This is a genomic window from Nocardia sp. NPDC004123, assembly GCF_053603795.1.
The window spans coordinates 213,906-240,045 of record NZ_JBSGGG010000012.1 but is presented as its reverse complement, the minus strand read 5'-3'; the positions used below and the strand labels follow the sequence as shown (position 1 = coordinate 240,045).

The window sequence follows — 26,140 nt, the reverse complement described above, 5'->3', positions numbered from 1 at the left end:
ACTCATCGGCCGTCCGCAACCTGTGGCGAACCGTCCGGAATTCATAAATTCGTATCAGCTCGATGAATCGCGAAACCGGATACCGAAATCGAATTCCGGACGGACGCCGACAGTATTCAACGAAAGGACGAATCGATGACCACCAAGACCGAGACCCTGTACTACCGGGACCAGCAAGCCTGGCGTGACCTGCAGGAATTCCTGCCGCCCCGGCTACGTCTGGACGACACCACCGCGCCCGAAGAAGATTTCTGGGAATGGCGCGGAAATACCGTTCACCTGGACCGTTACCGCAATCCGAATGCCGCGGCGAAAGTCGTCCTGCATCACGGCGTCGGCACCAATGGCCGGCAGATGAGCCTCATTCTCGGCGCACCGCTGGCGCAGCGCGGCTTCGAGACCGTCGCCCTCGACAACCTCGGCTACGGCCTGACCCGGCTCGCGCCGGGCACCATCCCCAGCTATGACGACTGGGTCGATCTGGTGGTGGACTTCCTGGCCTACGAGCAGTCCCGCGACGATCGGCCGATCGTGCTCTACGGCCTGAGCGCGGGCGGCATGCTGACCTACCACGTGGCGGCCAAGGCCCCCAAGGGCACGCTGCGCGGCATCGTCGGCATGACCTTCCTCGACCAGCGCAGTCAGCAGGTCAAGGACGAGACCGCGCACGACATCGTCACCGCCCGGCTGGGCGGGCCGCTCATGGGTGCACTGGCCCACACCCCGGCCAAGGGGTTCAAGTACCCCATGACGTTGGCTTCCAAGATGTCCGCGCTGGTGAACGACAAAGCGGCACTGAAGGTTATGACCCGCGACAAGACCTCGGGTGGCAACTCGGTGCCGATCCGGTTCCTCGACTCCTACATGAGCTACCAGCCGGCCGTGGAACCCGCGGACTTCGACGCCTGCCCGGTACTGCTCACCCAGCCCGCCGAGGACCGGTGGTCGCCGTTGCACCTGAGCACGCCCGTGCTCGATCCGATCACCAAGGTGCCGGTGCAAACGGTCATGCTCGACAACGCCGGCCACTACCCGATCGAGGAGCCGGGCCTGCAGCAGATGCAGGACGCCATCGCCGAGTTCGTCACCAAGTACACGCAGTAGCGAGTGCACGCGGTCACACGGACCGCGTCCCGGAACCACGGAGTTACTAGAATCGGCAAGGACATGTCCAACCGGTTCATGGGAGCTCCGTGGTTCACTGGGATGTACCGCGCTCGACGATGGGCGCACTGCTCATGACCCGGCTCGGCGAGGAGCACGGGCTCTCCACCGAAACCTGTTTGCGGGCAAGCGGTATCACCGAGGCGCAACTGGCCGATCCCAGCGGGGAGGTCGATGCGGCCGACGAGTTGGCCATCATCGCCAACCTCGTCCGGGAGCTCGGCGATCCGCCCGGCCTCGGAATCACGGCGGGAACCCGATTCCGGCTCACCTCCTACGGACTGTGGGGCTTCGCACTGATCAGCAGCCCCACCCTGCGCTCGGCCATCCGGGTCGGTTTCCAGTTCGCCGAACTGAGCTTCTCCCTGAGCGAGACCACCCACCGGGAATCCGGTGCGAGTCTGGAGCTGGCCCTCGAACCGCTGCGCATCCCGCCGGAGTTGCGCCGCTTCACCATCGAGCGCGACATGGCGGGAATCCAGACCCTGCACCGCGATCTGCTCGCCGTACCCACCGCACTGACCCGGGTGAGTTTCGCCTTCCCCGCTCCCCCGGCCGACACCCTGCCACGCTACGAGGAAATCTTCGGCATGCGACCGGAATTCGACGCGGACGAGAACATCATCGCCTTCGACAGCGCGCTCGCCGACGCCCCGCTGCCGCAGGCGAACGAGCAAACCGCCACGATCGCCATGCAGCACTGCCGCGAACTGCTCGACCGCCGCCGTGCCCGCACCGGCATCGCGGGACAGGTTCGCAATATCCTGCTCGAGCACCTGACCGAACCCCCCGACGCGGTCGCCATCGCGGACTCCCTGCACCTGAGCGAACGCACCCTGCGCTACCACCTCGCCCAGGAGGGCACCTGCTACCGCGCCCTGCTGGACGAGGTACGGGAACGCCTCGCCGAAGAAATGCTGGTGGCCCAGGGCCTGCCGGTCGCCGAAATCGCGCAGCGCCTCGGCTATCTCGAGGTGTCGAGCTTCTCGCAGGCCTTCCGACGCTGGAAGGGCATGGGCCCGCGCGCCTTCCGCCAGCTGCAACCCGCCTAGCGGGCGACACCTGCCGCCCGCAGGTACGGCCAGAGTGCCGAGCGCGCATGCCGGAGGAATGGTTCCTCGGCCGTCGTTCCCCGAGTCGAGAGGGCGGCACGGATCCGCGCGCGGAAGACGGGTTCGGTCATGCCGAACTCGACCAGGATGTCCCCGGGGTTGGGGCCACCGTACGGCTGCCAGATCAGGGCGAACTCGACGATGGCCCACTCGTGACTCCGCACCGGGGTCAGAAAGCCGATTCTTCGAGGGTCATGATCTCGCTGTCGAGCGCGGCGAGGACCTCGAGGTCGGCGTCCAGTCCGGGCAACACCTGCTGGGCGAAGAATGTCGCGGTGGCGACCTTGCCCTCGTAGTAGCGGCGATCGGTCTCGGCCGGGTCCGAATCGAGTGCGGTGAGGGCGGTTTCGGCGCCGGCGAGCAGGCGCCACCCGATGAGGAGGTCGCCGACCGCCAGCAGGAAGCGGACCGAGCCGAGACCGACCTTGTACAGCTCGTCGGGCTGTTCGCCGGCGGCCAGCAGATAGCCGGTCAGGATCCCCGCCATGTCCTGGACCCGTTCCAGCGCGACCGACAGCTGATCCTTGGCGAGCTTCAGCTGCTCCGGACCGGCGGCTTCCGCGGTCCGGCGCACCTGGGCGAGCACGTGTCCCAGGGCGACGCCGCGATTGCGGGCGATCTTGCGGAAGAAGAAGTCCTGCGCCTGGATGGCGGTGGTGCCCTCGTACAGCGAGTCGATCTTGGCATCGCGGATGTACTGCTCGATCGGGTAGTCCTGCAAGAAGCCCGAACCGCCCAGGGTCTGCAGCGATTCCGCCAGATACTGGTAGGCGCGTTCGGAGCCCACCCCCTTCACGATCGGCAGCAGCAGGTCGTTGACGGCTGCGGCCAGTTCCGGGCCCGCGCCGGAAATGTGTTGCGCTACTACCTCATTCTGATGTCCGGCCGTGTAGAGGTAGATCGACCGCAGCCCTTCGGCGTAGGCCTTCTGCAGCAGCAGGGATCGGCGCACGTCGGGGTGGTTGATGATCGTCACCTTCGGGGCCGTCTTGTCGGCCTGCCGGGTCAGATCCGCGCCCTGCACCCGCTGCTTCGCGTAGTCCAGCGCGTTCAGGTAGCCAGTGGACAGCGTGGCGATCGCCTTGGTGCCCACCATCATCCGGGCTTCCTCGATCACCTTGAACATCTGCGCGATACCGTCGTGCACCTCGCCCACGAGCCAGCCGACCGCGGGAACGCCGTGCCCGCCGAGGGTCAGCTCACAGGTGGCCGAGGCCTTGAGACCCATCTTGTGCTCGACATTGGTGACGAACACGCCGTTGCGGTCGCGGAGCTCACCGGTCTGCGGATCGAAGTGGAACTTCGGCACGAAGAACAGGGACAGGCCCTTGGTGCCGGGACCGGCGCCCTCCGGCCGCGCCAGCACCAGGTGCGCGATGTTCTCGAACAGATCGTCGGAATCCGCGCCGGTGATGAAGCGCTTGACGCCCTCGAGCCGCCAGGAACCATCCTCCTGCCGAACGGCTTTCGTCCGGCCCGCGCCGACGTCGGAGCCCGCGTCGGGCTCGGTGAGCACCATGGTGCCGCCCCAGTTCCGCTCCGTCATCAACTTCGCCCAGTGGCGCTGCTGCGCGGTGCCGACGCCGTGGAGAACATTGGCCATCATCGGGCCGATCAGGTACATGTAGGCGGCCGGTTGCGCACCGAGCACGAATTCCGAGATGGCCCAGGAGACCATCGCGGGCGCCGGCATCCCACCGATCTCCTCGGCCTTGCCCACCCGCCACCAGTCCGCGTCGTACCAGGCCCGGACGGCTTGCTTGAAGTCTTCGGGCAGCCGCACCGCGTGTGCCGCCGCGTCGAAAACCGGTGGCGTGCGATCGGTTTCGGCGTAGGGTGCCGCCACCGGCCCCTCGGCGAGACGGGCCGCCTCGGCCAGCATGGTGCGCACGGTGTCGGCGTCGAGGTCACCGAAGGCGCCCGCGTCCAGGACGGTCCCGAGCCCGAACACCTCGAACAGGTTGAATTCGAGGTCGCGGACGTTGCTCTTGTAATGGCTCACGAGTCACCACTTTTCGAGAAACGGAACGGGCTGACAATGGCTTGTTAATGACCGATAAGTAAGGAACCCGTATCAATTCACGCCATTCACGCACTGGTAGCAGGCAATTCGAATCGATTAAGTGAATGGCCGCTAAGTGGTGTAATTCACCGGGCCGCCGCACGGACGCCGATCGGGGCCGCCTCGATCCGCTCGCCGACAGCAACCAGGACGTCGACGAGATCGTCACGCCACCGCAACCGCGGATTGCGCACGGCCTCGATGACGACCGTGGTGGACGCGCGGATCAGCAGCCGCGCCACCGCCGCCGGGATCTCGGGCCGGACCGCCTGCAACATGCGCCCCCACTGGGCGATGCCGTCCAGGCGGACGCGCCGGTAGCGCTGCACCGCGTCGGTGGGCAGGTGGCGGGTTTCGCTGACGGTGATGGCCAGCAGGTCCGGTTCGTCGACGCCGAATCGCGCGAAGCTGCGCATCAGCGAGCGCATCGACGCCTCGGCGCTGCGGGTCTCCGCGACCGCCCGTACCAGCGTCAACTGCAGCCACTCGTCCTGGCGGCGCACGATCCGGTCGAGCAGCTCGGCCTTGTTCGAGAAGTGGTAGTACAGCGCGGGTCCCGAGACCCCCACGGCCGCGCCGATGTCCTCGATGCCGACGGCGGCGAAACCGCGGGTGCTGAAAAGCCGGGCGGCCTCGGCGAGCATCCGCTCGGACCGGAGCGCTCGATCCAGTGCGGTATTCGCACCGTCGAGCCGCGCGGATCGCGTCGGCGGACGTCCCGCCGTCCGATCCGGCAGTTCGGTCCGGATCACTTCGGCGACAACGGATTCGAGCAGCTGCGCGGCGATCGGCAGCGGCAGCTCGGTCCGGTGATAGGACGGGCTGACCGCGACCGACAGCACACACCAGCTCAGCAGTTCGACATCGGCGACGTTCAGTTCGGGACGGCAGCCGCGAATCCAGTGCCTGAGGTATCCGGTGAGCCGGGCGGCGCGCAGCAGCACCGCGGTCCGGTCACCGGGCGTCAGATTGCGGAACTCCAACTGCCACAGCCTGGGCAGCTCACGCAGTTCGAGCGCGACCCGGACCAGAGCGGCCGGTACCGCCGCCCCCGACGGGTCGGCCCGGTGCGCAGCCTCGACCCGCGTCAGGGTGTCGTCGAGGCCGACCAGCAGGCACTGCCCGAGCAGTTCCTGCTTACCGCGGAAGTGCCGGTACAGCGCCGGCGCCGAAATACCCACGGCCGCCGCGATATCGGACATGGAGGTGCCGTGATAGCCACCGTGCGCGAAGGCGTCCAGTGCGGCGTTCAAGATCATGGAACGCCGGGTCGGGGGTCGTTTCCTGGTCGCGGCGGTTCTCGTCCGCCGGGGCGCCGGTGCCGACATCCGATCAGCTCTCGGGCTCACCGACGGCAGCCGATGCCGCCGCCGCAGGGCAGCCAGGAGGCGAAGTCGGGCTTGCCGCCACCATAGCGATCAGGGTCGAAGATCAGGGGTTCGGGATAGAGCTGCTCGCTGGTTGTAGTGACGTTCACGATGGGAAGACTCCCTATTGGTACCGCCGGTACCGATACCGACGGTACCAAGTGTGTCCCGCCAGGCGGCGTCCGTCAACAGTGCGTCCCAGACAGAGAAGACACCCCATCCGGAGCGACCCGCATCACATCGCCGGAGCGCGATGCAGTTCCTTGCGGTCGTAGTAGCCCGTCACCACCAGGCCCACCAGCAGACCGATCAGCAAACCCAGCAGGGTCATCCAGAATGCGTGACTCAGCCCCGCCGAGCCGTCGCCGTTGAAATAGAGGATGGCGCGCACCCCGAGATACACCTGATGCATCGGCTCGAAATCGGACAGCCACGCAACGGGTTTCGGGATCGCCTCGACCGGGACGGTACCGCCGGACGACGGCAGGCCCAGCACGATGAACAGCACCAGGTTCACCAGCATGCCCAGGGTCCCCAGCGCGGACACGATCGACAGGGCGGTGACTCCGACCGCGATGATGCCGAACGTGCTGTAGAGGAACAGCAGTAGCGGGCGGTCGATCGGCATGCCCAGCCAGTGCCCGATCCCCATGAAGATCGCCGCCACCACGGGTGCGACACCGGTGATGATGCCCCATTTGAGGAACAGCGTCCGCAACCGGGAGATCGGCACCGGCGGATAGTGGACGTACCAGGGTCCGAATTCGGTGGGCGCGAAACCCAGTGCGGAATCGACCATTCCATTGATCACCATCGCGCCGGTGAACCCGGCCAGCAGGACCATCACCGTGTAGAAGAAGGCGGTGAGGCCGTTACCCGTGCCGCTGGGCAGCGGATGGAACGGTGTGACGGTCACGTCGATCGGCGCGGCCAGCATGAGCTTGCTGAGCCCCGGCAGCTGCGGCGCGGGAGCCCCGGCGGGCGCCTGCAACTGAGTGTTCACCGTTGCGGTGAGACGTTGGCCGACAGTGTCGTTGGCCTGTTTCAACGCCGTACCGGCGATACTCTGCACTATCTGGGCGCTGAAGGTGCCGGCGCGCGGATTGGTGTACACCGTGATCTGCGGCTGCGTCACGTCCCCGGACACCACGCTCGCGGCGGCGAAAATGCCGAGCCGCTTGGTGAAGTCACTCGGGATGACGATCGCCCCGTACACCTTCCCCGAGCCGAGTTGGTGCTCTGCCTCGTTGATGCCGAGCACCCGCAGATCGACCTTGTCGCCCGGAATCTGCTGCACGAGCGCATCACTGATCTGCTTGCCGACATTGGTGGGCTGCCCGCCGATCACATCACCGGAGTCCTGATCGACCAGCGCGATCGGAAATGCGTGCAGATGCTTCGCCGGATCCACCACATACGCCAGATACATGGTGGCCAGCAGCGCCATCAGCAGCGACACCACCACGGCCGGAGCCAGCCACACCCGCACGCTCTTGCGCGGGACGCTCGCCGGAACCGTCTCCTCTACGTTCGCCATGCGCGCACCCAGCTCTCTCGGTTCGGGGGTTGGTGCCGGTGACCTCTCGGACGAATGCGTCGATGGACTCCCGCATCTGGGTGAGGCCGGGTTCCTCGAGCAGCCGGGGCGCGCGGGTTCAGGTACTGATCGAGGTGGATATCGTTGCCCTTCCACTCCCAGAATTCCTCGGCCGGCAGGTCGTCTTCGGCCGTGATCCGCAACCGGGGCGGCAGAAACTCCTGGAGTTCCCGCCACGCGGTTCGATCGCGGTGGAGGGTGGCGCATTCGGATTCACGCTTCATCGAAAACTCCTCCGGGTCAAGCAGTTACGACGGCTACCCCTCCGAGCGGGGTGGGTTGGTGATGCATGGCCGGATGCTCGAACAGCAGTTTGCCCGCCGTTCGCCACGACTTACATCGTGGCCAGAAAGCGAAGGCCCGTCAACAATGCGACCTCGCTCCGAATCTCGATCCGAGGACCGATGCTCGAGTGACGGTTGCCACGCGCGCGACATGATGAGAAGATTTGTTAGTAACTCTCTCATCCTGTCGTCCTGTGCAGTCGACAGGATCGGTTGATCAAAGGAGATCCACCATGACCGCCGCCGTCGCGCTCGACCACGAGTCCCGAGGTGCACGCCCCGAACGCCGCCCGTTCGGACCCGGCAGCCGGATGTGGGAGGACACCGGACTCGTCACCTTCTCGCTGACGGCCGGCTCGGCATTCCTGCTGCAGACCATGGAGCCCTCGATCGCCGCGGTGGTGGACGAGCACTCGACGTTCCGCACCGACGCACTCGGCCGGGCGGCCCGCAGCATCGCCTCGGTGATGATGTGGATCTACGGCGGCGAAGAGGGGCTCGCGGAAGCCGACCGGCTGCGAAAGATGCACGCCACCTTGAACTCCACGGACGCACAGGGCGTCAAGCACCGCGCCCTGTCCTCCGGCCCCTGGGCCTGGGTGCTCCACACCGCCATCTTCGCCTTCACCGAGGGCAACAAGTACTTCTCCAGCGATCAGTTGACCGAGGCGCAGAAGGAGTCCTATTACCAGGAGGTGGTGCAGCTCATGCGCAACTTCTCGGTGGCCCCCAAGGAGATTCCACCCACTTACGCCGACTGGCTGCCCTGGTTCGAGGACCAGATCGAAAACCACCTGGTACCTACGAATGTGGCCTACGACTACCTGAAGGTCATCCGGAACATCGCCCCGCCCAAGCAGATTCCCGCGCCCCTGCACCCGGTGTGGCGCGTCGCGACCAAACCCGTTGGCCGTCTCCAGTACTTCTTCACCGTAGGCACCACCCCCGACGCCATCCGCGACAAGCTCGGGCTGGAATGGACCGCGAAAGACGAACGCGCCCTGCGCGTCCTGGGCTGGACCATCGGCCGCACCGTCCCTCTCCTCCCCGAGCGCGTCCGCTACTTCCCCATCGCCTACGAGGCCCGCCGCCTCGAACGCGACCGCGCCCGCCTCCGCAAGATGATCAACCTCCGTCCCGTGTAATCACCGGGGGGAGCTCTCAGCGTAGGGAACCGGGCGAGATGCCACGGTCAGAGCTCCCCGTCAGGACAGCGGCCGGACCGGGTGGCGAAGCAGGGTGCGCATGGCGGCGTCCTGGGTCCGGCGCGGGTCCGAGAGGTAGATCTCGTGGTGGCGGCCGTTCATGGTCAGGTGGTGTTCGGCCATGAAGGCTTCCATGCGGGCGAGGGTCTCGGGCTCGGTGGCGTACGGGCCGCGGTGCATGACCTGGATGGCGTCGCCCTCGGTGAGCTGTTCGAAAGTGGCCCCGGAGACCATGTCCGGGGTCACCGGGCCGGGCATGCGGATCATCATCGTCCAGTGCCATTCGTCACGCGGCACCTGCAGGGCGGGGCGGTCCGATTCGACCCACCACAGGCCCTCCAGCTTGGGGACCACGAAGTCGTTGCCCTCGGCCTTGGCGATCTTCTTGGCGCCGTAGGCGACTCGGTACAGGGTCGAGACGGCCTCGGTGTAAGCGTCGCCGAGGGGCGCGCCGACACCGCTGACCGTGGCGTAGTTGCAGGGCCGGAAGGTACGCAGGACGGGTTCGGTGGGGGCGTCGTAGTAGTGCCTGTCGGTCTTGGCCAGGTCCAGTTTCATGGGTGCTCCTTCCTCGGGGTCGATTCGAGGATGCGGTCTCCCGCGACGGGAGGGTCAAACCCGGCGTGGCGAGGCGACCGGGAAGCGGACCGCGCACCCCGGTTCCTGGGGCTGGATCGCGGCGGCCGCAAGCACCAAGGTCACTATGGTGAGCATGCGGATGGTGTTGTGGCGCGCGTTGATCAGCGTGCTGCTACTGGTGGTGGGGGTTGTGGCGGTGCCGGGGCGGGCGGGGGCCCAGGCGCAGTATCAATGGCACGAGGAGTTCATCACCGCACCGGACGGGACGCGATTGCACGCGGACGTGCTGCGACCCGTCGGACTCGCCGACGATGTACGCACACCGGTGATCATGACCGTCAGCCCGTACCGGGCGCACCTCATGCGGTTGAGCGAACCGCGGCTCGCGGGCGGGCCGTCCACCGACGATCTGCCGGCGTCGATGTTCCTGCAGGCCGGATACACCTACGTGATCGTGGATCTGCGCGGGTTCGGCGGCTCCAACGGCTGTCCCGATTTCGGCGGGCCGGGCGAGCGGTCGGATGTGAAGACCGCGGTGGAATGGGCTGCGGGACAACCGTGGTCGACCGGCCGGGTCGGGCTGGCCGGCACCTCCTACGAAGGCTGGACCGGGCTCATGGGACTGGCCGAGCAGCCCGCCGGTCTGGCGGCGGTGGCCGCCTTCGAACCGGTCGTGGATCCCAACACCTACCTCTACATGCAGGGCATCGCCTGGAAGTTCTCGCTCAAGCCGATCAGTGAGAACGGTTTCCGGCCCGGCGATCTCGCCGGCTTCGAGCATCTGATGATCGCCTCCACGCCCGCGTATCCAACCGATTCGGCCGAGTACAAGGCGAATGCTTCGAGCATCGATCCGGCCTGCTATCAGCACTACCTCGCCGAAACCACCAACCACGACGCGAATTCCGCATTCTGGCGGGACCGGGATCTGGTGGAGAAGGTGCGGGGCAACACCATTCCGCTGTTCCTCAGCCAGGGCTTCGTCGACTACAACACCCGCCCCGACCGGGTCTTCCCGCTGTGGAACGCGCTCGGCCCGGGCGAGCACAGGGCCTGGTTCGGGCAGTGGGGTCACCGCGACTGCACCGAGAAATGCGGTTCACCCGACTTCGCCACCGAGCTGCTGGCGTTCTTCGACCGGCACGTGGCGGGCAAGGACGTGACGGTGCCCGGACCCCGGATCACCGTCGGCCAGTTCGACGGCCGGTGGCGCTCGGAGGCCGCGTGGCCGCCCGCCGACAGCCACGCCGTCGACATCGATCTGCGCACCGGACGCTACAACGACCGCGGCCTCATCCCGGGCGCGGACCGCGAGATCTGGACCGTGACCCAGCCTCTGGACCAGGACCAGCACCTGTCCGGTCAGGCGACGGCCACCCTCGGCCTGGACGGTCCCGCCGCGGCGGCCGTCACCGTCGAGGTCTACGACATCGACCCGAACAACCGGGCGACCGTCATCACCCGCGGCATCGCCCCGGTCACCCCGACCGCCCAGGTCCGGCTGCTCGCCCAGGACTGGCCCCTTGCCGCCGGCCACCGGATCGGCATCCGCATCACCGACGTGGTCGACGACGTGTGGGCGCACCCACCGGCCTTCGCACCGGTCACCGTCACCACGGCCCAGATCCACCTGCCGCTGCTCGCCGCGATCCGCACCCCCGATCTGCCCGGCGATCTGAGCGAGGCCATTCCGAAGTGGCGGAACGAGAAGTCGGTCTCGCTGCCCCCCGATGTGGTGAACAATGCCAGTGTGACCGTGAACTTCCCGCCCAGGGCCGGCGGCTAGGCCGATGACCAGCACCGCGCCGACCGACGCCCGCGCCGTCGACGATGCCACCGCCGAGCGGCTGGCCGCGGCGCTACGCTGCCGAACCGTCTCCTACGAGAACCGCGACCGCATCGACCCCTCCGAATTCGACCGCCTCATCGCCCACCTCGAACAGTCCTTCCCGCTGGTCCACACCCACCTCACCTGGGAGACCTTCGGCCACAGCCGCCTGTACCGCTGGGCGGCCGCCGACAGGCCGGATGACACTGTGGCGGCGATTCTGCTGGCGCATATGGATGTCGTGCCGGTCGACGATCTGGAGGCGTGGACGCATCTGCCGTTCGACGGCGTGGTGGATGACGAATTCATCTGGGGCCGTGGGGCTATCGATGACAAGAGCCGGTTGCTGGCGATTCTGGAGGCGGTCGAGCGGGCGCTGGGCGCGGGTGTACGCCCCAGGGAGACGGTGTATCTCGCGTTCGGGCACGACGAGGAGATCTTCGGCGCCGAGGGCGCGGGACGGATGGCGCAGCGGTTGCGTGACGCCGGTGTCCGGGCCCGGTTGCTGGTCGACGAGGGCGGCGTGATCACCACGGGCGTGGCCGACGGGATAGACGTGCCGGTGGCCACGATCATGGTGGGCGAGAAGGGGTTCGCGACGGTTCGGCTGTCGGTGACCGATGTGGGCGGGCATTCGTCCATGCCGGGCCGGCAGACCGCGGTGGGGCGGCTGGCGCGGGCGGTGGCGCGGATTCAGGATCATCCGTTCCCTTTGCGATTGACGCCGGTCGCGGTCGACATGCTCACGCGGGTGCGGGAATTCATGTCCGAACCGCGCCGGACCCTGCTCGGGCTGGTGCACGTGGCCGGGGTCATCGCGGCGCGGGTGCTGGCGGCCCGGCCGCAGACCGAGGCGCTGGTGCGGACCACCACCGCGCCGACCATGATCAGCGGCGGCGTGAAGCCCAATGTGCTGCCGCAGCGGGCCGAGGCGTTCGTGAACTTCCGCATCCTGCCGGGCGATTCGGTGGCCGACGTGCTGGCCCACTGCCGGAAGGTGGTGCGGGACAAGGGCGTATCCATCGAACTCGACGGCACCACCTCCGAGCCCTCGGCCGACCCGTCGGCGGGGCCGGACTTCGATCTCGTCGCCGCCGTCGCGCGCGAAGTGGCGCCGGGCATCGCCGTCACGGTCGGCGTCGTCCCGGGCGCCACCGACTCCCGCTATTACGACGATCTCGCCGCCACCCGCTGCAATTTCGCGCCGATCATCCTGACCGCCGCCGATCTGGAGCGCATCCACGGCACGGACGAACGCATCTCCCGCGCCGATTACGCCCGATTGATCCGATTCAACCGGCTTCTGCTCGACCGCCTCGTCGGCTGACCCCGGCAACCGCCGCTCCCACCGCGCGGATTCGCCCGTCCGGCCCCACGACGCGCCGGATGCGCGAGAATGACTCCGCCGGTACTCGACATTTCGGGCGCACCGTGTTGGGCGGGCGCACCCTCCGGCAGCGTGACGACCTGAAGGGAGCGGCGAATGACCCGCACGGAAACCGGTGAATTCCAGGGAGCGGAGGGCCGCGTGTTCTGGCAGGCGTGGCTGCCCGACGGCGAACCCCGCGCCGTCGCCGTGATCGTGCACGGGTACGCCGAGCATTCCGGCCGCTACGCGCATGTCGCGCAGCGGCTGTCCGAGTCCGGGTTCGCGGTCTACGCGCTCGACCACACCGGGCACGGTAGATCGGAGGGCCCGCGGGCGAATGTCGTCTCGCTGGATACCGCGGCCGACAATGTGCGCACCATGCTCACCACCGCCACCGGACGCCATCCCGGACTGCCGAGCTTCCTCATCGGCCACAGCATGGGCGGTCTCACCACCGCCTACCTGGCCACCCGCGACCAGCCGGAGGTGACCGGCATCGTGCTGTCGGCCCCGGCCATCGATATCGAGGCGGGCAATGCGGTGCAGCGCCTGGCCGCGCCGCTGGTGTCGAAGTACCTGCCGAATCTGCCGGTGGTGAAGCTGGATTCGAAGCTGGTGAGCCGCGACCCCGATGTGGTGCGCGCCTACGACGAGGATCCGCTGGTGCACCACGGCGGCGTCCCGGCCCGCACCGCCGGTGAGATGCTGCGCGCGGGCGAGTACGTCAAGTCCCACCTGGACCGCCTGACCGCCCCGCTGCTGGTCCAGCACGGCACCTCCGACGGCCTCGCCTCGCCCACCGGCAGCGACCTGCTGGAGCGGAGCGCGGCGTCGAAGGACAAGACGGTCATCCGCTACGACGGGCTCTACCACGAGATCTACAACGAGCCCGAACAGGACAAGGTGCTCACCGACCTGGTGAACTGGCTCGAAGCGCACCTGCCGCAGAACTGACTCGGCGGCCGTAATCGGCCGGAATCCACTGCGCCACTCCGAATTCCGGCCGTTGGTCCGCTACCGGTAAGCCTTCAGGCAGGCGTCCTCGCCGTCCAGCACCCCGGTCCGGAAGGCCTCGAGCCGCACGAAGCCGCTGGGAACCACAGCGCCGTTGACGTCGGCGGCGGCCAGCCCGTCGAGCAGCAGTCCGGAGATCGCCGCGTCGAGATCGGTTGCGGAGAGCTGCAAGTCGCTGCCGGGCCGGCTGAGCTGGGTGCTGTACACGCCCGAGAAGCAGGCGGCGCGCAGACCCGCGGTGCCGGCCCCGGTGATGCTCAGCTTCCGGGCCTGCTGCACGGCGAGCATGTAGCGGGAGACGAAGACGACGAAGGCGTTGTAGTCCCCGCCCACCATGGCCGAGAACAGATCGCCGTTGTCGCCGGCGACCGCCCGTTTCGCCAGGGCAGGCACGTCGGTGCCGATGACATTGGTGCTCGGACAGTACGAAACCGGTTGGGTCGCGGTCACGTTCGGGCAGGTGCGGGTGACTCCCGAGTAGTCGTAGGCGGGTTCCGGCTGGATCGGGTAGGCGCGGGCCAGCGACTGCGCCACCAGCGTCAGGTCGGGCTGGTCCACCGGCAGCTGCTTGGCCTTGTCCCCCGGCTGGAAACTGGTGGGCAGGGTGCCGCGCCGTTTCTGAAGCTCGCTGCGGGTGATGCCCTTGCACGCGGCCGCGCCGTCGGTGTAGCCCATCTGCACGGCGGTGACCCGTTCGAACGCGGTCCCGTGCTCGTCCTGCGACGCGCCGGGTTCCCGGTCCCGGAAGGAGATGACCGCGGCCAGCACGCCGTTCAGCCCGTCGGTGGTGTTGAGGGTGAAGTGCCGCGAATTCCCTTCCGCCACCGAACGCAGGAACACCCCCGCGAAGCAGTCGGCCTGCTGTTCGCGCACCACGCTCGAGGTGAAGAAGCCGTTCAGTTTGGCCTGCGCCTGGACGGAGTGCCCGTATTCATGGGCCAGCACCATGACCACCGCCAGCTGCCCGAACTTCTTCACGAGTTCGGGCAGCAGGGTGCCGCGATCCCAGCCGATGGTCTGGTCGACGCTGCAGTAGGCGGCATTGACCTCCTGATAGGTGCTGCTGCGGCAGAAGTCGACGGCCCGCGCGCGGGGCGCGGTGGAATCCCAGGAGATGAATCGGGTCACCGGCGTGAAGGTGCCCGGAAAGGTCTTGGCGTACTGCCCCTTCCAGTAGTCGGCGATATCGGAGATGGCGTTCAGGGCCAGCTTGTCGATGGCCCCGCCGTCCCCGTTCTCGGCCCGCAGATCCGCGTCCGGCACCCCGGCCCGGGGACCGCTGGGCCCGCTCGCCGAGGTCTGCCCGGTCAGCTCCCACGGATTGGTCGTCGCCGGAGCCGAAACATTCTGTGCGGCTGGTCCTTTGACGGCCGAACAACCGGTGAGGACCACCCCCGCCACCAAGAGCACGACGGCCGGCCCCAGCCGCACCCGCGACGTCCCCATCTCGCCTCCCGCTTACCACTCGGGACCTGCTCCGAGTATCCACCGACATATCGCACGAAGTCCCCGGTCTCGCAACGGCCGGTGGGAATCATCGGCCCGGTCACGGCGCGCCGCTCGCGACACGCATCCAGAAAATCAGCTGAGACGGCCGCCGCATCCATGGCACAGTCGAGCATCATGAGCGACTACCGCCGCCTGAACCGGGCCAACTGGGACGATCGCGCTCCGCTGCACGCCGGTTCCGGCGACTACGCCCTCGACAAATTCCGGACCGATCCGTCGTTCCTGAGCCACGTGGTCCGCTTCGACCTGCCGCGCCTCGGCGACATCCGCGGCCTGGACGCGGTGCACCTGCAATGCCACATCGGCACCGACACGCTCTCCCTCGCGCGGCTGGGCGCCACCATGACCGGCCTCGACTTCTCCCCCGCCTCCCTGGCCGAGGCTCGTAAGCTCGCCGAATCCAGCGCCACGCCAATCGATTTCGTCGAGGCCGATGTCTACGACGCCGTAACCGTGCTCGGCGCTGCGCGATTCGATCTCGTGTACACCGGCATCGGGGCGCTGTGCTGGCTGCCCGACATCCGCCGGTGGGCCGAGACGGTGGCCGGGTTGCTGCGGCCGGGCGGGCGGCTGTTCATCCGCGACGACCATCCGGTCCGGATGGCCGTGGACGAGGCCCGCACCGAGGCGCTCACCCTCGGCTACCCGTACTTCGAGACACCGGAACCGATGGTGTTCGACGACGGAACCACCTATGTGGACACCGATCTGGCGGTCGCGCACAGCACCACCCACGAGTGGAATCACGGCCTCGGCGAGATCGTGGAGGCCGTCCTGCAGGCCGACCTGACCCTCACCCAGCTCGTCGAGCATCAGAGCGTGCCATGGGAGGCGCTCCCCGGTCGCATGGTGTGCGGCGAAGACTCCGAATGGCGGCTCGCCGAACACCCCGAACGGCTGCCCCTCAGCTTCACCCTGCAGGCACGCAAACTCTGACATCGAAAAATGGTCGTGCGCATCCGGTTCCGCGCCGGATACGATCCCGGAAACCCTCAGTGCCGCGGGTAGGGATCCATGTTGCGTAGCTGTTGCCGGTGGGTTCGCTGCAGTTCGCCCGCCCGAGTGAGGAAGCCCGCGATCATCTCCAGTTCCGCGGGATCGAACCAGCTCAGCATCATCTGGTAGCCCTCGTCGACCAATGGTGAGATGAGTTCCTGCATGCGACGGGCGGCGAGATCTGTGGCCACCACGATCACACGGCGACGATCGGTGGGGTCCAGCGAGCGGGCGATATAGCCCTGCTTCTCCAGCCGGTTGAGCATGACCGTGGCACCTGCGGCGGTGAGGCCCAGCCGTTCGGCGAGCATTCCAGGTGTCGTGGACTTCCCTTCCCCGAGGACGATTTCCAGCGCACGTCGATCGGTCTCGTTCACGCCCAGCAGCCTGATCGATTCGCGGGCCAGATCCTCGATGGTTCCGTGATAGAACTCCAGGGCCTTTCTGAGCTCTACTGCGATCCGAGCGGGTTCGATTGACATCGGACGCACAGGCTCCCACCCTCGAACACTTGAAACACGAAACCTCTCAACCAAATTCACCGAGGTCGTGGCGGACATGTACTGCACGACGACACCGAAGCCGATACGATAGTCGGTATTGCACACCCCGGCCAGAGTGGCTTTCGCCGCACGAAAGCCGAAGCGCGCGAACACCATCCGGGGCGGCGAGTGTCCGATCCGATCGGACGGAACCTGGACTGGGCTGGTGGTAACAGCCCAGTCCGGGCACATTCACCACATTTCACCGGCGCGGATACTGCGCGTCACGCTGCTCCGCCTACGTCCGATCAGCTGACAGTCGTGGTGGTGAGGGTCGGGGATGGATTCGGGTAGCACGCGGTCGCGACACCGCCGATCCATTGCACGTTGGTCGTCATGGTCATACCGGGATTGGCATAACTGGTCCCCGCGTACTTGCTGGTGATCGGCGTTCCGGGAGTACCGGCGGTCACATTGATGGTCACCGCCGGCGGCGTGAAGCTCGAGCCGCCGGCGATCGGACCCGGCACGGTGAGAACGACATTCCCGCCCGAGGTGGTGACGGTGCCGGCCACGCTCCCACCGGAAGCGGTGGCCGAGACCAGCGTCGAATTCGCCGGAGTCGGGAAGATCATCTTCAGGTTGCTGATGCTCGTCACCGTGAAGCCCGAGGCCGAACTGGGAACCGTGGATACACCGGGGGTGAGGGTAATGGCCACCGCGGAGCCGGATGCCGCCGAACCCGGCGCGGCACCGTCGACCGATGTGGTCATGCTCGAGGTTTGGCCTATCCCGAAGATCGTGCCCTGGCAGCTCCAGTTCACGCTCACGGGAGCGGCATTTGCGGGTGCGGCTAAACAGAAGGCAGTCGCCAGCGCCACTGGCGTAACAACTCCGGCACGAAGCAGCACGGATGCGGTCGATCTCATAACTATCTCCAAAAGGTGAAGCAACAGCACGGGCGAGATGTCGCGCCGTAACCGTAAGGGATCTAAAATATAACCTGTTCTCATCCGGCCGTGATCGAGATCTAAAATAACGTTTTGGCATCGATGGCTCGCCTGAGGGCGGTCCCGGCAGATCCTTATCTGCTATTAAATATTCAGCCTGGAAAGTTAATTCCACTAAAACTTCGACACCGGCCGACCGGCACCATGTCGGACCACCGTGGTTCCGATCACGGGACGAGCCCGGGGAACATTCGATCAAATACAAGCCCTGACCTGGGCGTTACACCCGATGTCAATCATCGCCTTCATCGCATTTGGTCAGCGAGTCCCAGGATTTCTTATTACAGAAACCGGTTTCTTGAAAACTGTGGCCACCACCTCGTCCAACCAGAAGATGGCCGTATATCAGATCGGAGATTTCTCTATCAAGAGACTATTATGCGTATGCAAAGGCATTTTGCCGTACGTTCACTCAGCGACGGAACACCGCTCGAGCCGCTGGTGCCCCTATTCGGCTCCGAAGTTGCCGACGGCGCCGGGTGAACGACCTTCCTCGGTCCACTCGGCAACATCGTGAAGTAGTCTCGCCCGGCGAATGTTCTTTTTCAGGCATTTCGATACCCGCACCAGCCTTGCAGTCGAAACGGCGATGCGAGCGACGAACAAATTCGGTTGGTGTGGCCGATCTCGTCCGAATCGGCGAATCGCGCGCGGCGGAACCGACACCCCGCCCCCGGCGTCGAAGTGGAAGAGACCGGATGATGGGAGGACGCCGATGGAACCGGAAGCCTTGCGGCGCAGGGCCCGATTGAGTCAATCGGGGGCCGAGCATGAGCAGTCACGCATCGCCATACGCGGACTCGACCCGGATTACATCCGGCACCTGGAGCACTTCCCCGGGTTCACGCACGAGCAGATCCATTCCCGGGTCCAGGCCATGAACCCCGGCGACATGCACACTGCCGCCCAGATCTGGGTGAGCATCGCCGACAGCATGTTCGGCGCCCTCAGCACCCTGCACGCCACCGTCCAGACCACCCTGGCCGACGCCATGTCCGGCCACCTCGCCGACGCCGCCGAGACCGCCGCTCGCCAATTCGTCCGCGACGCCACCGATGTCGCCGAAATCGCCCACAGCACCGGCCACCGCGTGATCGCCGCCGCATACGGCGCCGAAGCCGTCCGGAAAACCGTGCCACCGCCCGTACCCGACGCCCCCGCCGACGCCAAAGACGAGCAGTACCACCTCGCACTGGCCGCCCTGGATGCCAACTACGTGCCGATCTACCCACCCGCCGGCACGGCCGTCCCCGCCTTCTTCGCGCTCAGATCTCCCGGCGACATCGCATCCGAAAACCTCGGCGGCACACCCGATTCCGCCCCGGACACAGGCCGGCCCACCACCCCGATCTCGAATACCCGGAGCGGCCCGGGTGGCAGTCACGATCTCGAACCTGGGTCTCCCGGCACCGCGGCCACCGCAGCCGATCCGGGCGATTCCCAACACCTTCCGGGCTCCGGGACAGACGCCGACGCGCAAGATCCGGCATACCGGAGTCCCGACCGCCGAATGCCCGGCGATCAGCCCTCGACCGCCCCTCATCAGACCGATCCCGAAACCGAGCCCGTCGCCGCCACCCCACTCACTTCCCCGTTCACCCCGACCCCCGGCGGCCACCCGGCCATCCCGTTCTCCCCCACCCCCACTACCCCCGATCCGGGCCGTAGCTTCCCCGGCCCGCCCAGCCCCGAACCCCTCACCCAGCCGAGACAACCCAACTCCCCCAACCTCTCCACCCCACCCGGCTCAGGACCTTCCGGCATGTTCGCCCCCGGCGGCCGCCCCACCACCGACCCGGATTCATCCCACCGCACCCCACCCTGGCTGATCCGCGACCGCCAGGACGAACTCCTCGGCACCCCCCTCCCCCACGTCCCACCCACAATCGGCGCCGAATTCCCCGCAGCCCGAAACGATCTCATGCAAACCGACGTCGACGACCCGGGCTGATCCCTCGGCCGAACGAGCGCCACGAGCCGGCGATGGAGTGTTTCCGCCGCCGCCTCGCGCGGCACGCCTGCGGCCTCGAACAGGTCCCTCACCACGACCGCCCGTTCCCCGGCAGACGAGCGGGATCTCATCGTCGCACTGTCGATGTGCGCCTACTGACGGCGACTGGCCGCAACGTCGCAAACAGGCAGGGCGTGAGGAGGATTCGTGCTGCCGGCGGGGCTGCTACTCGCCGCCGAAGACGCGTTCCACGACCGTTTTGGCGCGGCGGGTGACGCGCATGTAGTGGTCGAGGAATTCGCTGCCGTCGTCGTTGGGCCAGCCGGCGACCCGGGCCACGGCGGAGAGCAGGGTGCCGGGGCCGGGGAGTTGGTCGGCGGGTTTGCCGCGGACCAGGACGAGGGCGTTGCGGGCCTTGGTGGCGGTGAGCCAGGCGTCGCGGAGCAGGGCGGCGTCGGCGGTGTCGATCAGCTCGGCGCGTTCGATGGCGTCGAGGGATTCCAGGGTGGAGGTGTTGTGGAGTTCGGGGACCTCGTGGGCGTGCAGGAGCTGCAGGAGCTGGACGGTCCATTCGATGTCGGCGAGTCCGCCGCGGCCCAGTTTGGTGTGGGTGGCGGGGTTGGCGCCGCGCGGCAGGCGTTCGGAGTCGACGCGGGCCTTGATGCGGCGGATCTCGCGGACGCCCTCGGGGGACATGCCGCCCTCGGGGTAGCGGATGGGATCCACGGTGCGCAGGAAGCGGATTCCGAGTTCGCGGTCGCCGGCGACCTGGTGGGCGCGCAGCAGGGCCTGCACCTCCCACGGCTGCGCCCACTGCGTGTAATAGGCGGAGTAGGCGGCGAGCGTGCGGACCAGCGCACCGTTGCGGCCTTCGGGCCGCAGCCCGGCGTCGACCTGGAGCGGCGGGTCGGTGCTCGGCGCGCCGAGCAGTCGCTGTACCTGTTCGGCGATGCTGATCGCCCATTTCACCGCGACCGTCTCGTCCTCGCCGGGCCGCGGATCGCACACGAACAGCACGTCGGCGTCGGAGCCGTAGCCGAGTTCCATCCCGCCCAGCCGGCCCATGCCGATGACGGCGAAGTCGGCGGGCGCGGGCCTGCCGAGCTCGGCCTCACTGGCCCGGATCACGGCCTGCAGCGCCGCCTCCAGGGTGGCGATCCACACCGAGGACAGCGCCTCGCACACCTGCGGGACGTCGAGCATGCCCAGCACATCCGCCGAGGCCACACGGGCCAGCTCGTGCCGGCGCAGCGAGCGCGCGGTCGCCACCGCCCGCCTCGGGTCGTCGTAACGCCGTGCGCCGGGGAGGATTCCGCGCGCCACATCCGAGGGCTTGGTGGCCAGCAGCAGCGGCCCGTCCGGCCCGTCGGCGTACATGCGAATGGTCTCGGGCGCATTGATCAGCAGATCCGGCAGGTACGCCGAGGACCCGAGCACGATCATCAGCCGCTGCGCGATGGCGCCCTCGTCGCGCAGTTCGCGCAGGAACCAGATCTCGTTGTCGAGCCCCTCCGACACCCGCCGGTAGGCCAGCAGGCCCGCGTCGGGATTCGGTGTCTCACCGAGCCATTCGAGCAGGGTCGGCAGCAGCAGCGCCTGAATCCGCCCCTTGCGCCCGACCTCCCCGGTCAGCGCCTTCAGATGCCCGAGCGCGTTCTCCGGCGCCACATAGCCCAGCGCGGCCAGCTGCCGCACCGCCGCCTCGGGGCTGAGTCGCAGGCTGTCGGCGTCCAGGCGCGCAACCGATTCCAGCAGCGGCCGGTAGAACAGTTTGGCGTGCAGCCGCCGCACCCGCACCGCATTGCGCTTGATCTCGCTGGTGAGCACCCCGACCGCGTCCTGCCGCCCATCGGGCCGCATGTGCGCGGCACGCGCCAGCCAGCGCATGCCCTCCTCGTCCTCGGGGGCGGGCAGGGTGTGGGTGCGCTTGAGTCGCTGCAGCTGCAGGCGGTGTTCGAGCAGCCGCAGGAATTCGTAGGAGGCGGTCAGGTTGGCGGCGTCGTCGCGGCCCACATAGCCGCCCGCGGCCAGCGCGGTCAGCGCTTCCACCGTGCCCTGCACGTGCAGCGATTCGTCGGCCTTGCCGTGCACCAATTGCAGTAGCTGGACGGCGAATTCGACGTCGCGCAGACTGCCGTGGCCCAGTTTCAGTTCGCGTTCGCGCAGGTCCGCGGGTACCAGGTCCTCGACGCGCCGCCGCATGGCCTGCACGTCCGCCACGAAGTCCGGTCGCTCGGAGGCCGCCCACACCATGGGCATCAGTGCGTCACGGTAGGCGGCGCCGAGTGCGAGATCGCCGGTGGCGGGCCGCATCTTGAGCAGTGCCTGGAATTCCCAGGTGCGCGCCCAGCGCTTGTAGTAGGCGATGTGCGAGTCCAGGGTGCGCACCAGCGCACCGGCCTTGCCCTCCGGCCGCAGCGCCGCGTCGATCTCGAAGAAGGCCGCGCTGCCCACGCTCATCATCTCGGCGGCGAGCCGGGTGGCGGTGGTGTCGGCCGGTTCGGCGACGAAGATGACGTCCACATCGGAGACGTAATTCAGTTCCCGCGCACCGCATTTGCCCATGGCGATGACGGCCAGCCGGACCGGCGTCTCCCGGTCGGGGCACACCCGGGCGATCGCCACCGACAGCGCCGCGGTGAGCGCCGCGTCGGCCAGATCGGTGAGGTGCTGGCCGACCTGCTGGTACGGCAGCACCGGTTCGTTCTCCACGGTGGCGGCCAGGTCGATGGCGGCCAGCAGCATGAGCTGATCGCGATACCGCTTGCGCAGCAAGGCGATCGCCTCCGGCCCGGCCACGCCCGCCCGGTGCATCATGGGCCCGGCGTTCTCCCCGGTCTCCGGGATGGCGTGCACGGCGTCCAGCAGATCCGCGAGCAACTCCGCGCGATCGGGCAGCGTCTTCCGCCTCAGCAGCTGCCAGGAGCCCGGATCCGCCACCAGATGATCGGCGAAGGCGCTCGACGAGCCGATGAGGGCCAGCAGCCGCCCGCGCAGCGCGGGGTCCCGGCGCAGCTCGTAATCCAAAGCGGCCCAGTCGCTCCCGAGTTGCTCGCGCAGCCGGATGAGCGTCAGCAGCGCCAGATCGGCGTCGGGGGACCGCGACAGCGCCCACAGCAGTGGCACGCTGTCCACGTTGTCCCACGCCAACTCTCGCAGAGAGTCGGCGGCCGACGGCTCGAGCAGACCGAGCCGTCCGACACCGGGTACAGCGGAGCGAGCAGTCGGTGGCCGAACCATGCCCTTCAAATTACATGTCACGCTGATCGGACGTGCCACCCATCCCTCTCAAACGGGACATCGTTGCCCGCTCGCAGCCGGTTCGACTCCTGAATGCACCCGCCTCGGTTCCGAAAATCCCGAGAGCACTCCACCCAGAGTTCGCGGCCCGCCTCGGCCTGGACTGCGCTCCGCCTCCCGCGCTTGGAGCGGGGAGCGAAGCGGAGGAGCGGAGGAGGGAAGGCCGAGGTTCCGGCTCCATAGACCTGCGCCTAGGCCGCGAACCGCCCGGAGCGAAGCGGAGGGCAAAATGTCACAGCCCCAGGTATTCCTTCAGCTCGTAGGGCGTCACCTGCGCGCGGTAGCCCGCCCACTCGCGGCGCTTGTTGCGCAGGAAGAAGTCGAAGACGTGCTCGCCCAGCGTCTCGGCGACCAGCTCGGACTTCTCCATGGCCTTGAGCGCCTCGTCCAGCGACGCCGGCAGTTCGCGGAAGCCCATGGCGCGACGCTCGGCGCTGGTCAGCGACCACACGTCGTCCTCGGCCTCCGGCGGCAGCGTGTAGCCCTTCTCGATGCCGCGCAGACCCGCGGCCAGCAGCACCGCGAAGGCCAGGTACGGGTTGCAGGCGCTGTCAGGGCTGCGGATCTCGACGCGGCGCGAGGCCGACTTGTTCGGCGTGTACATCGGAACCCGCACCAGCGCAGAGCGATTCGACCGGCCCCAGGAGGCGGCCGTCGGCGCCTCGCCGCCGTGGATCAGGCGCTTGTAGGAGTTCACCCACTGGTTGGTGACCGCGGAGATCTCGTGCGCGTGCTCGAGAATGCCCGCGATGAAGGCGCGCGCGGTCTCCGACAGGTTGTCCGGGTCGTCCGGGTCGGCGAAGGCGTTCTGCTCACCCTCGAACAGCGACATGTGGGTGTGCATGGCCGAACCCGGGTGGTCGGCGAACGGCTTGGGCATGAAGCTGGCCCGCACGCCCTCGTCGATGGCCACTTCCTTGATCAGGTAGCGGAAGGTCATGACGTTGTCGGCCATGGACAGCGCGTCCGCGTAGCGCAGGTCGATCTCCTGCTGGCCCGGCGCGCCCTCGTGGTGGCTGAATTCCACGGAGATGCCCATGGATTCCAGCGAGTCGATGGCGTGGCGGCGGAAGTTCGGGGCCTCGTCGTGCACGGCCTGGTCGAAGAAGCCGCCATTGTCGGCCGGAACCGGCATCGTGCCGTCGTGCGGGCCCGGCTTGAGCAGGAAGAACTCGATCTCGGGGTGCACGTAGCAGCTGAAGCCCAGGTCACCGGCCTTGTTCAGCTGGCGGCGCAGCACGTGCCGGGGATCGGCCCAGGACGGCGAACCGTCCGGCATCGCGATATCGCAGAACATGCGCGCCGAGTGCTGGTGCCCCTTCGACGTGGACCACGGCAGCACCTGGAAGGTGGACGGATCCGGCTTGGCCACCATGTCCGCCTCGGAGACCCGGGCAAACCCCTCGATGGCCGAACCGTCGAATCCGATGCCTTCCTCGAAAGCGCCCTCCAGTTCGGCGGGCGCGATCGCGACAGACTTGAGATACCCCAGGACATCGGTGAACCACAGTCGCACGAATCGGATATCCCGTTCTTCGAGCGTCCGGAGCACGAATTCCTTCTGACGGTCCATGACCGCGAGCGTAGGGTCCCGGAGTTAAATCCGTGTTACATGAACGTCAGGAGGCGCGGCGAGTCGTGCCCACTCAACACGTGAGGCCCGCCGCAGGCTCTTTCAGATCAACGAGATACGAAATCACCGGGTCGTCGACGCACTGAACTCCGGAGAGCGACACGGTGTGTCGGGTGCCCTTGTAGGTGATCAGCGACGCGCCGAGCTGCTGCGCCAGGTTGACGCCGGCCTGGTACGGGGTGGCCGGGTCCTCGGTCGTGGAGATCACCACGGTCTTCGGCAGTCCCTGGATCGAAAGCTTGTGCGGCGCGCTGGTATTCGGGACCGGCCAGATGGCGCACAGTTCCAGCGGCGCGGCGTTGCCGCCGTGGCCGTCGTCGAGGAAGGGGGCGACGCGGCGGTAGTCGGCGTCCTGCTTGGCCGCGATGGATCGGTCGGTAATGGCCGGGTCGTCGACGCAGCGAATGGCGTTGAACGCGTCGGAACTGTTGTCGTAGGTGCCGTCGTCGTGGCGGCCGTCGTACATGTCGGCGAGGGCGAGCAGCGTGTCGCCGCTGCCCTGGGCCAGTTCACGCAGGCCCTTGGTGAGCGCGGGCCACAGACGGTTGGAGTAGAGGGTCTGCTGCACACCGGTGATGGCGTCGCCGTAGTGCAGGCCGCGCGGGTCCTGGGTGGGAACCGGCTTGTCCCACAGCGGATCCACCAGCGAGCGGAACTTCTTGGTGGCCTGCCCCGGGTCGTCGCCGAGCGGGCAGTTGGTCTTCTCCTTGGCCGCGCAGTCCACGGCGTAGGCGTCGAAGGCCTTCTGGAAGCTGGCGGCCTGCGCCACCGACTCCTTGACCGGATCCTGCTCGGGATCCAGCGCGCCGTCGAGCACCAGCGCGCGCACGTGGTCGGGGAACTTCTCGGCGTAGGCGTAACCGAGGCGGGTGCCGTAGGAGTAGCCCAGGTAGGTCAGCTTCCGATCACCCAGCGCCGCCCGGATCACGTCCATGTCCTGCACGACCTCCCGGGTGCCGACGTGGGCCAGGAAGTCCTTGCCGGTGCGCTCGACGCACTTGCCGGCGAAGTCCTTGTTCTCGTTCTCCGCGGCCGCGATGCCCGCGGGCGAGTTGTCCTTGTTGGGCTCGGCGCGCTGGGCGTCGTCCTCGGCCGCGGTCATGCACTTGATGGCGGGCTGCGACGCGCCGATGCCACGCGGATCGAAGCCGATCCGGTCGAACCGTTCGGCCAGCGGGGTGCTGTCACCGAGGGTGACCATGTTCAGTCCGGTCACGCCGGGACCGCCGGGGTTGAGCAGCAGCGAGCCGATCTTGTTGCCGGTGGCCCGGACCCGCGAGATCGCGATCTTGGCGGTCGCCCCGTCCGGATTGGCGTAGTCGACCGGCACCGTCACCCGCGTGCACTCGGAGTTCTTGGGCATCTCGTCTTCGCTGTAATCGGCACAGCTACCCCAGGTCAGGGTCTGGTTGTAGAAGGAATCCATCCCCACCGGTGTGCTCGAGGTGGGCTTGCCGTCCACCACGCTGGTGCACGCAGCCGCGGTCATCGCCAACGCCGTCACCAGGAGCACGACCCGGCCGGTTCGCATCAACGCCATCCCACGATCGTGCCATCCCGCCGAAATCACCCTCGCACCCCTCGTCCGGTCCATATATCTCTCCGTTTACATTCCGGCCGCCACCGTGGTTCACATGGCGACCGTCACCGCTGTGTACATCGCGCTCGCCGCCGCTGT

The 26,140-nt window shown here is 67.6% G+C and carries 20 protein-coding genes; 8 read left to right on the top strand and 12 right to left on the bottom strand.

Annotated features, from left to right (window positions below; all coding sequences use genetic code 11):
* Window positions 1-135: 135 nt before the first annotated feature.
* Window positions 136-1,104, top strand: coding sequence for an alpha/beta hydrolase (locus tag ACWEQQ_RS19580; RefSeq protein WP_452349159.1), 969 nt, complete (start codon window positions 136-138; stop codon window positions 1,102-1,104).
* A gap of 89 nt (window positions 1,105-1,193) precedes the next feature.
* Window positions 1,194-2,216: an AraC family transcriptional regulator gene (locus tag ACWEQQ_RS19575; protein ID WP_452349158.1), complete on the top strand. Its 1,023-nt coding sequence runs from the start codon at window positions 1,194-1,196 to the stop codon at window positions 2,214-2,216.
* Here the strand turns inward: ACWEQQ_RS19575 and ACWEQQ_RS19570 are convergent.
* From ACWEQQ_RS19570 to ACWEQQ_RS19550, 5 genes are all read right to left on the bottom strand, one after another.
* On the bottom strand, window positions 2,213-2,440 hold the full coding sequence (locus ACWEQQ_RS19570) for a hypothetical protein (RefSeq protein WP_452339462.1): 228 nt from the start codon (window positions 2,438-2,440) through the stop codon (window positions 2,213-2,215). The two genes, ACWEQQ_RS19575 and ACWEQQ_RS19570, sit on opposite strands and share 4 nt — an antisense overlap.
* A 5-nt stretch (window positions 2,441-2,445) precedes the next feature.
* Window positions 2,446-4,278 (bottom strand): acyl-CoA dehydrogenase, encoded by a 1,833-nt coding sequence (locus ACWEQQ_RS19565; protein ID WP_452349157.1) that lies wholly within the window; start codon window positions 4,276-4,278, stop codon window positions 2,446-2,448.
* A gap of 146 nt (window positions 4,279-4,424) precedes the next feature.
* Window positions 4,425-5,597 carry a TetR/AcrR family transcriptional regulator gene (locus ACWEQQ_RS19560; RefSeq protein ID WP_452349156.1) on the bottom strand — a complete coding sequence of 391 codons (1,173 nt, stop codon included), beginning with the start codon at window positions 5,595-5,597 and terminating at the stop codon, window positions 4,425-4,427.
* 86 nt (window positions 5,598-5,683) lie between these two features.
* Entirely contained in the window at window positions 5,684-5,815 is a 132-nt protein-coding gene (locus tag ACWEQQ_RS19555) for a hypothetical protein (RefSeq protein ID WP_452349155.1), read from the bottom strand.
* Between the two features lie 125 nt (window positions 5,816-5,940).
* Entirely contained in the window at window positions 5,941-7,242 is a 1,302-nt protein-coding gene (locus ACWEQQ_RS19550) for a YhgE/Pip domain-containing protein (protein ID WP_452349154.1), read from the bottom strand.
* A 577-nt stretch (window positions 7,243-7,819) separates the two neighbouring features.
* Here ACWEQQ_RS19550 and ACWEQQ_RS19545 point away from each other — a divergent pair.
* Entirely contained in the window at window positions 7,820-8,731 is a 912-nt protein-coding gene (locus ACWEQQ_RS19545; protein WP_452349153.1) for an oxygenase MpaB family protein, read from the top strand.
* Window positions 8,732-8,791: 60 nt separating this feature from the next.
* Here the strand turns inward: ACWEQQ_RS19545 and ACWEQQ_RS19540 are convergent, their stop codons facing one another.
* On the bottom strand, window positions 8,792-9,349 hold the full coding sequence (locus ACWEQQ_RS19540; protein ID WP_452349152.1) for a GyrI-like domain-containing protein: 558 nt from the start codon (window positions 9,347-9,349) through the stop codon (window positions 8,792-8,794).
* Between the two features lie 154 nt (window positions 9,350-9,503).
* Here ACWEQQ_RS19540 and ACWEQQ_RS19535 point away from each other — a divergent pair, with 154 nt between their 5' ends.
* From ACWEQQ_RS19535 to ACWEQQ_RS19525, 3 genes are all read left to right on the top strand, one after another.
* On the top strand, window positions 9,504-11,156 hold the full coding sequence (locus tag ACWEQQ_RS19535; protein WP_452349151.1) for a CocE/NonD family hydrolase: 1,653 nt from the start codon (window positions 9,504-9,506) through the stop codon (window positions 11,154-11,156).
* Window positions 11,157-11,160: 4 nt separating this feature from the next.
* Complete coding sequence (locus tag ACWEQQ_RS19530) at window positions 11,161-12,525, top strand: M20/M25/M40 family metallo-hydrolase (RefSeq protein WP_452349150.1); 1,365 nt, start codon at window positions 11,161-11,163, stop codon at window positions 12,523-12,525.
* A gap of 156 nt (window positions 12,526-12,681) precedes the next feature.
* Complete coding sequence (locus ACWEQQ_RS19525) at window positions 12,682-13,521, top strand: alpha/beta hydrolase (protein WP_452339472.1); 840 nt, start codon at window positions 12,682-12,684, stop codon at window positions 13,519-13,521.
* A 60-nt stretch (window positions 13,522-13,581) separates the two neighbouring features.
* Here the strand turns inward: ACWEQQ_RS19525 and ACWEQQ_RS19520 are convergent, their stop codons facing one another.
* Complete coding sequence (locus ACWEQQ_RS19520; RefSeq protein ID WP_452349149.1) at window positions 13,582-15,027, bottom strand: metallopeptidase; 1,446 nt, start codon at window positions 15,025-15,027, stop codon at window positions 13,582-13,584.
* Between the two features lie 174 nt (window positions 15,028-15,201).
* On the opposite strand from ACWEQQ_RS19520, the gene ACWEQQ_RS19515 reads away from it, so the two are divergent.
* Window positions 15,202-16,026 carry a class I SAM-dependent methyltransferase gene (locus ACWEQQ_RS19515; RefSeq protein ID WP_452349190.1) on the top strand — a complete coding sequence of 275 codons (825 nt, stop codon included), beginning with the start codon at window positions 15,202-15,204 and terminating at the stop codon, window positions 16,024-16,026.
* Between the two features lie 56 nt (window positions 16,027-16,082).
* Here ACWEQQ_RS19515 and ACWEQQ_RS19510 read toward each other — a convergent pair whose 3' ends face one another.
* Window positions 16,083-16,745: a MarR family winged helix-turn-helix transcriptional regulator gene (locus ACWEQQ_RS19510; protein WP_452349148.1), complete on the bottom strand. Its 663-nt coding sequence runs from the start codon at window positions 16,743-16,745 to the stop codon at window positions 16,083-16,085.
* A 131-nt stretch (window positions 16,746-16,876) separates the two neighbouring features.
* A complete protein-coding gene (locus ACWEQQ_RS19505; RefSeq protein WP_452339474.1) occupies window positions 16,877-17,341 on the bottom strand; it encodes a hypothetical protein in 465 nt (154 codons plus the stop codon).
* A 952-nt stretch (window positions 17,342-18,293) separates the two neighbouring features.
* Here ACWEQQ_RS19505 and ACWEQQ_RS19500 point away from each other — a divergent pair.
* Window positions 18,294-19,529, top strand: a complete 1,236-nt coding sequence (locus ACWEQQ_RS19500) for a hypothetical protein (RefSeq protein WP_452349147.1) — start codon at window positions 18,294-18,296, stop codon at window positions 19,527-19,529.
* 225 nt (window positions 19,530-19,754) lie between these two features.
* Here ACWEQQ_RS19500 and ACWEQQ_RS19495 read toward each other — a convergent pair whose 3' ends face one another.
* The 3 genes from ACWEQQ_RS19495 to ACWEQQ_RS19485 all read right to left on the bottom strand — a co-directional run bounded on the left by ACWEQQ_RS19495 (window position 19,755) and on the right by ACWEQQ_RS19485 (window position 26,002).
* On the bottom strand, window positions 19,755-22,769 hold the full coding sequence (locus ACWEQQ_RS19495) for a bifunctional [glutamine synthetase] adenylyltransferase/[glutamine synthetase]-adenylyl-L-tyrosine phosphorylase (RefSeq protein ID WP_452349146.1): 3,015 nt from the start codon (window positions 22,767-22,769) through the stop codon (window positions 19,755-19,757).
* Window positions 22,770-23,061: 292 nt separating this feature from the next.
* Window positions 23,062-24,402 carry a glutamine synthetase family protein gene (locus ACWEQQ_RS19490; RefSeq protein WP_354838380.1) on the bottom strand — a complete coding sequence of 447 codons (1,341 nt, stop codon included), beginning with the start codon at window positions 24,400-24,402 and terminating at the stop codon, window positions 23,062-23,064.
* Window positions 24,403-24,475: 73 nt separating this feature from the next.
* Window positions 24,476-26,002 (bottom strand): alpha/beta hydrolase, encoded by a 1,527-nt coding sequence (locus tag ACWEQQ_RS19485; protein ID WP_452339477.1) that lies wholly within the window; start codon window positions 26,000-26,002, stop codon window positions 24,476-24,478.
* Between the last annotated feature and the right edge of the window lie 138 nt (window positions 26,003-26,140).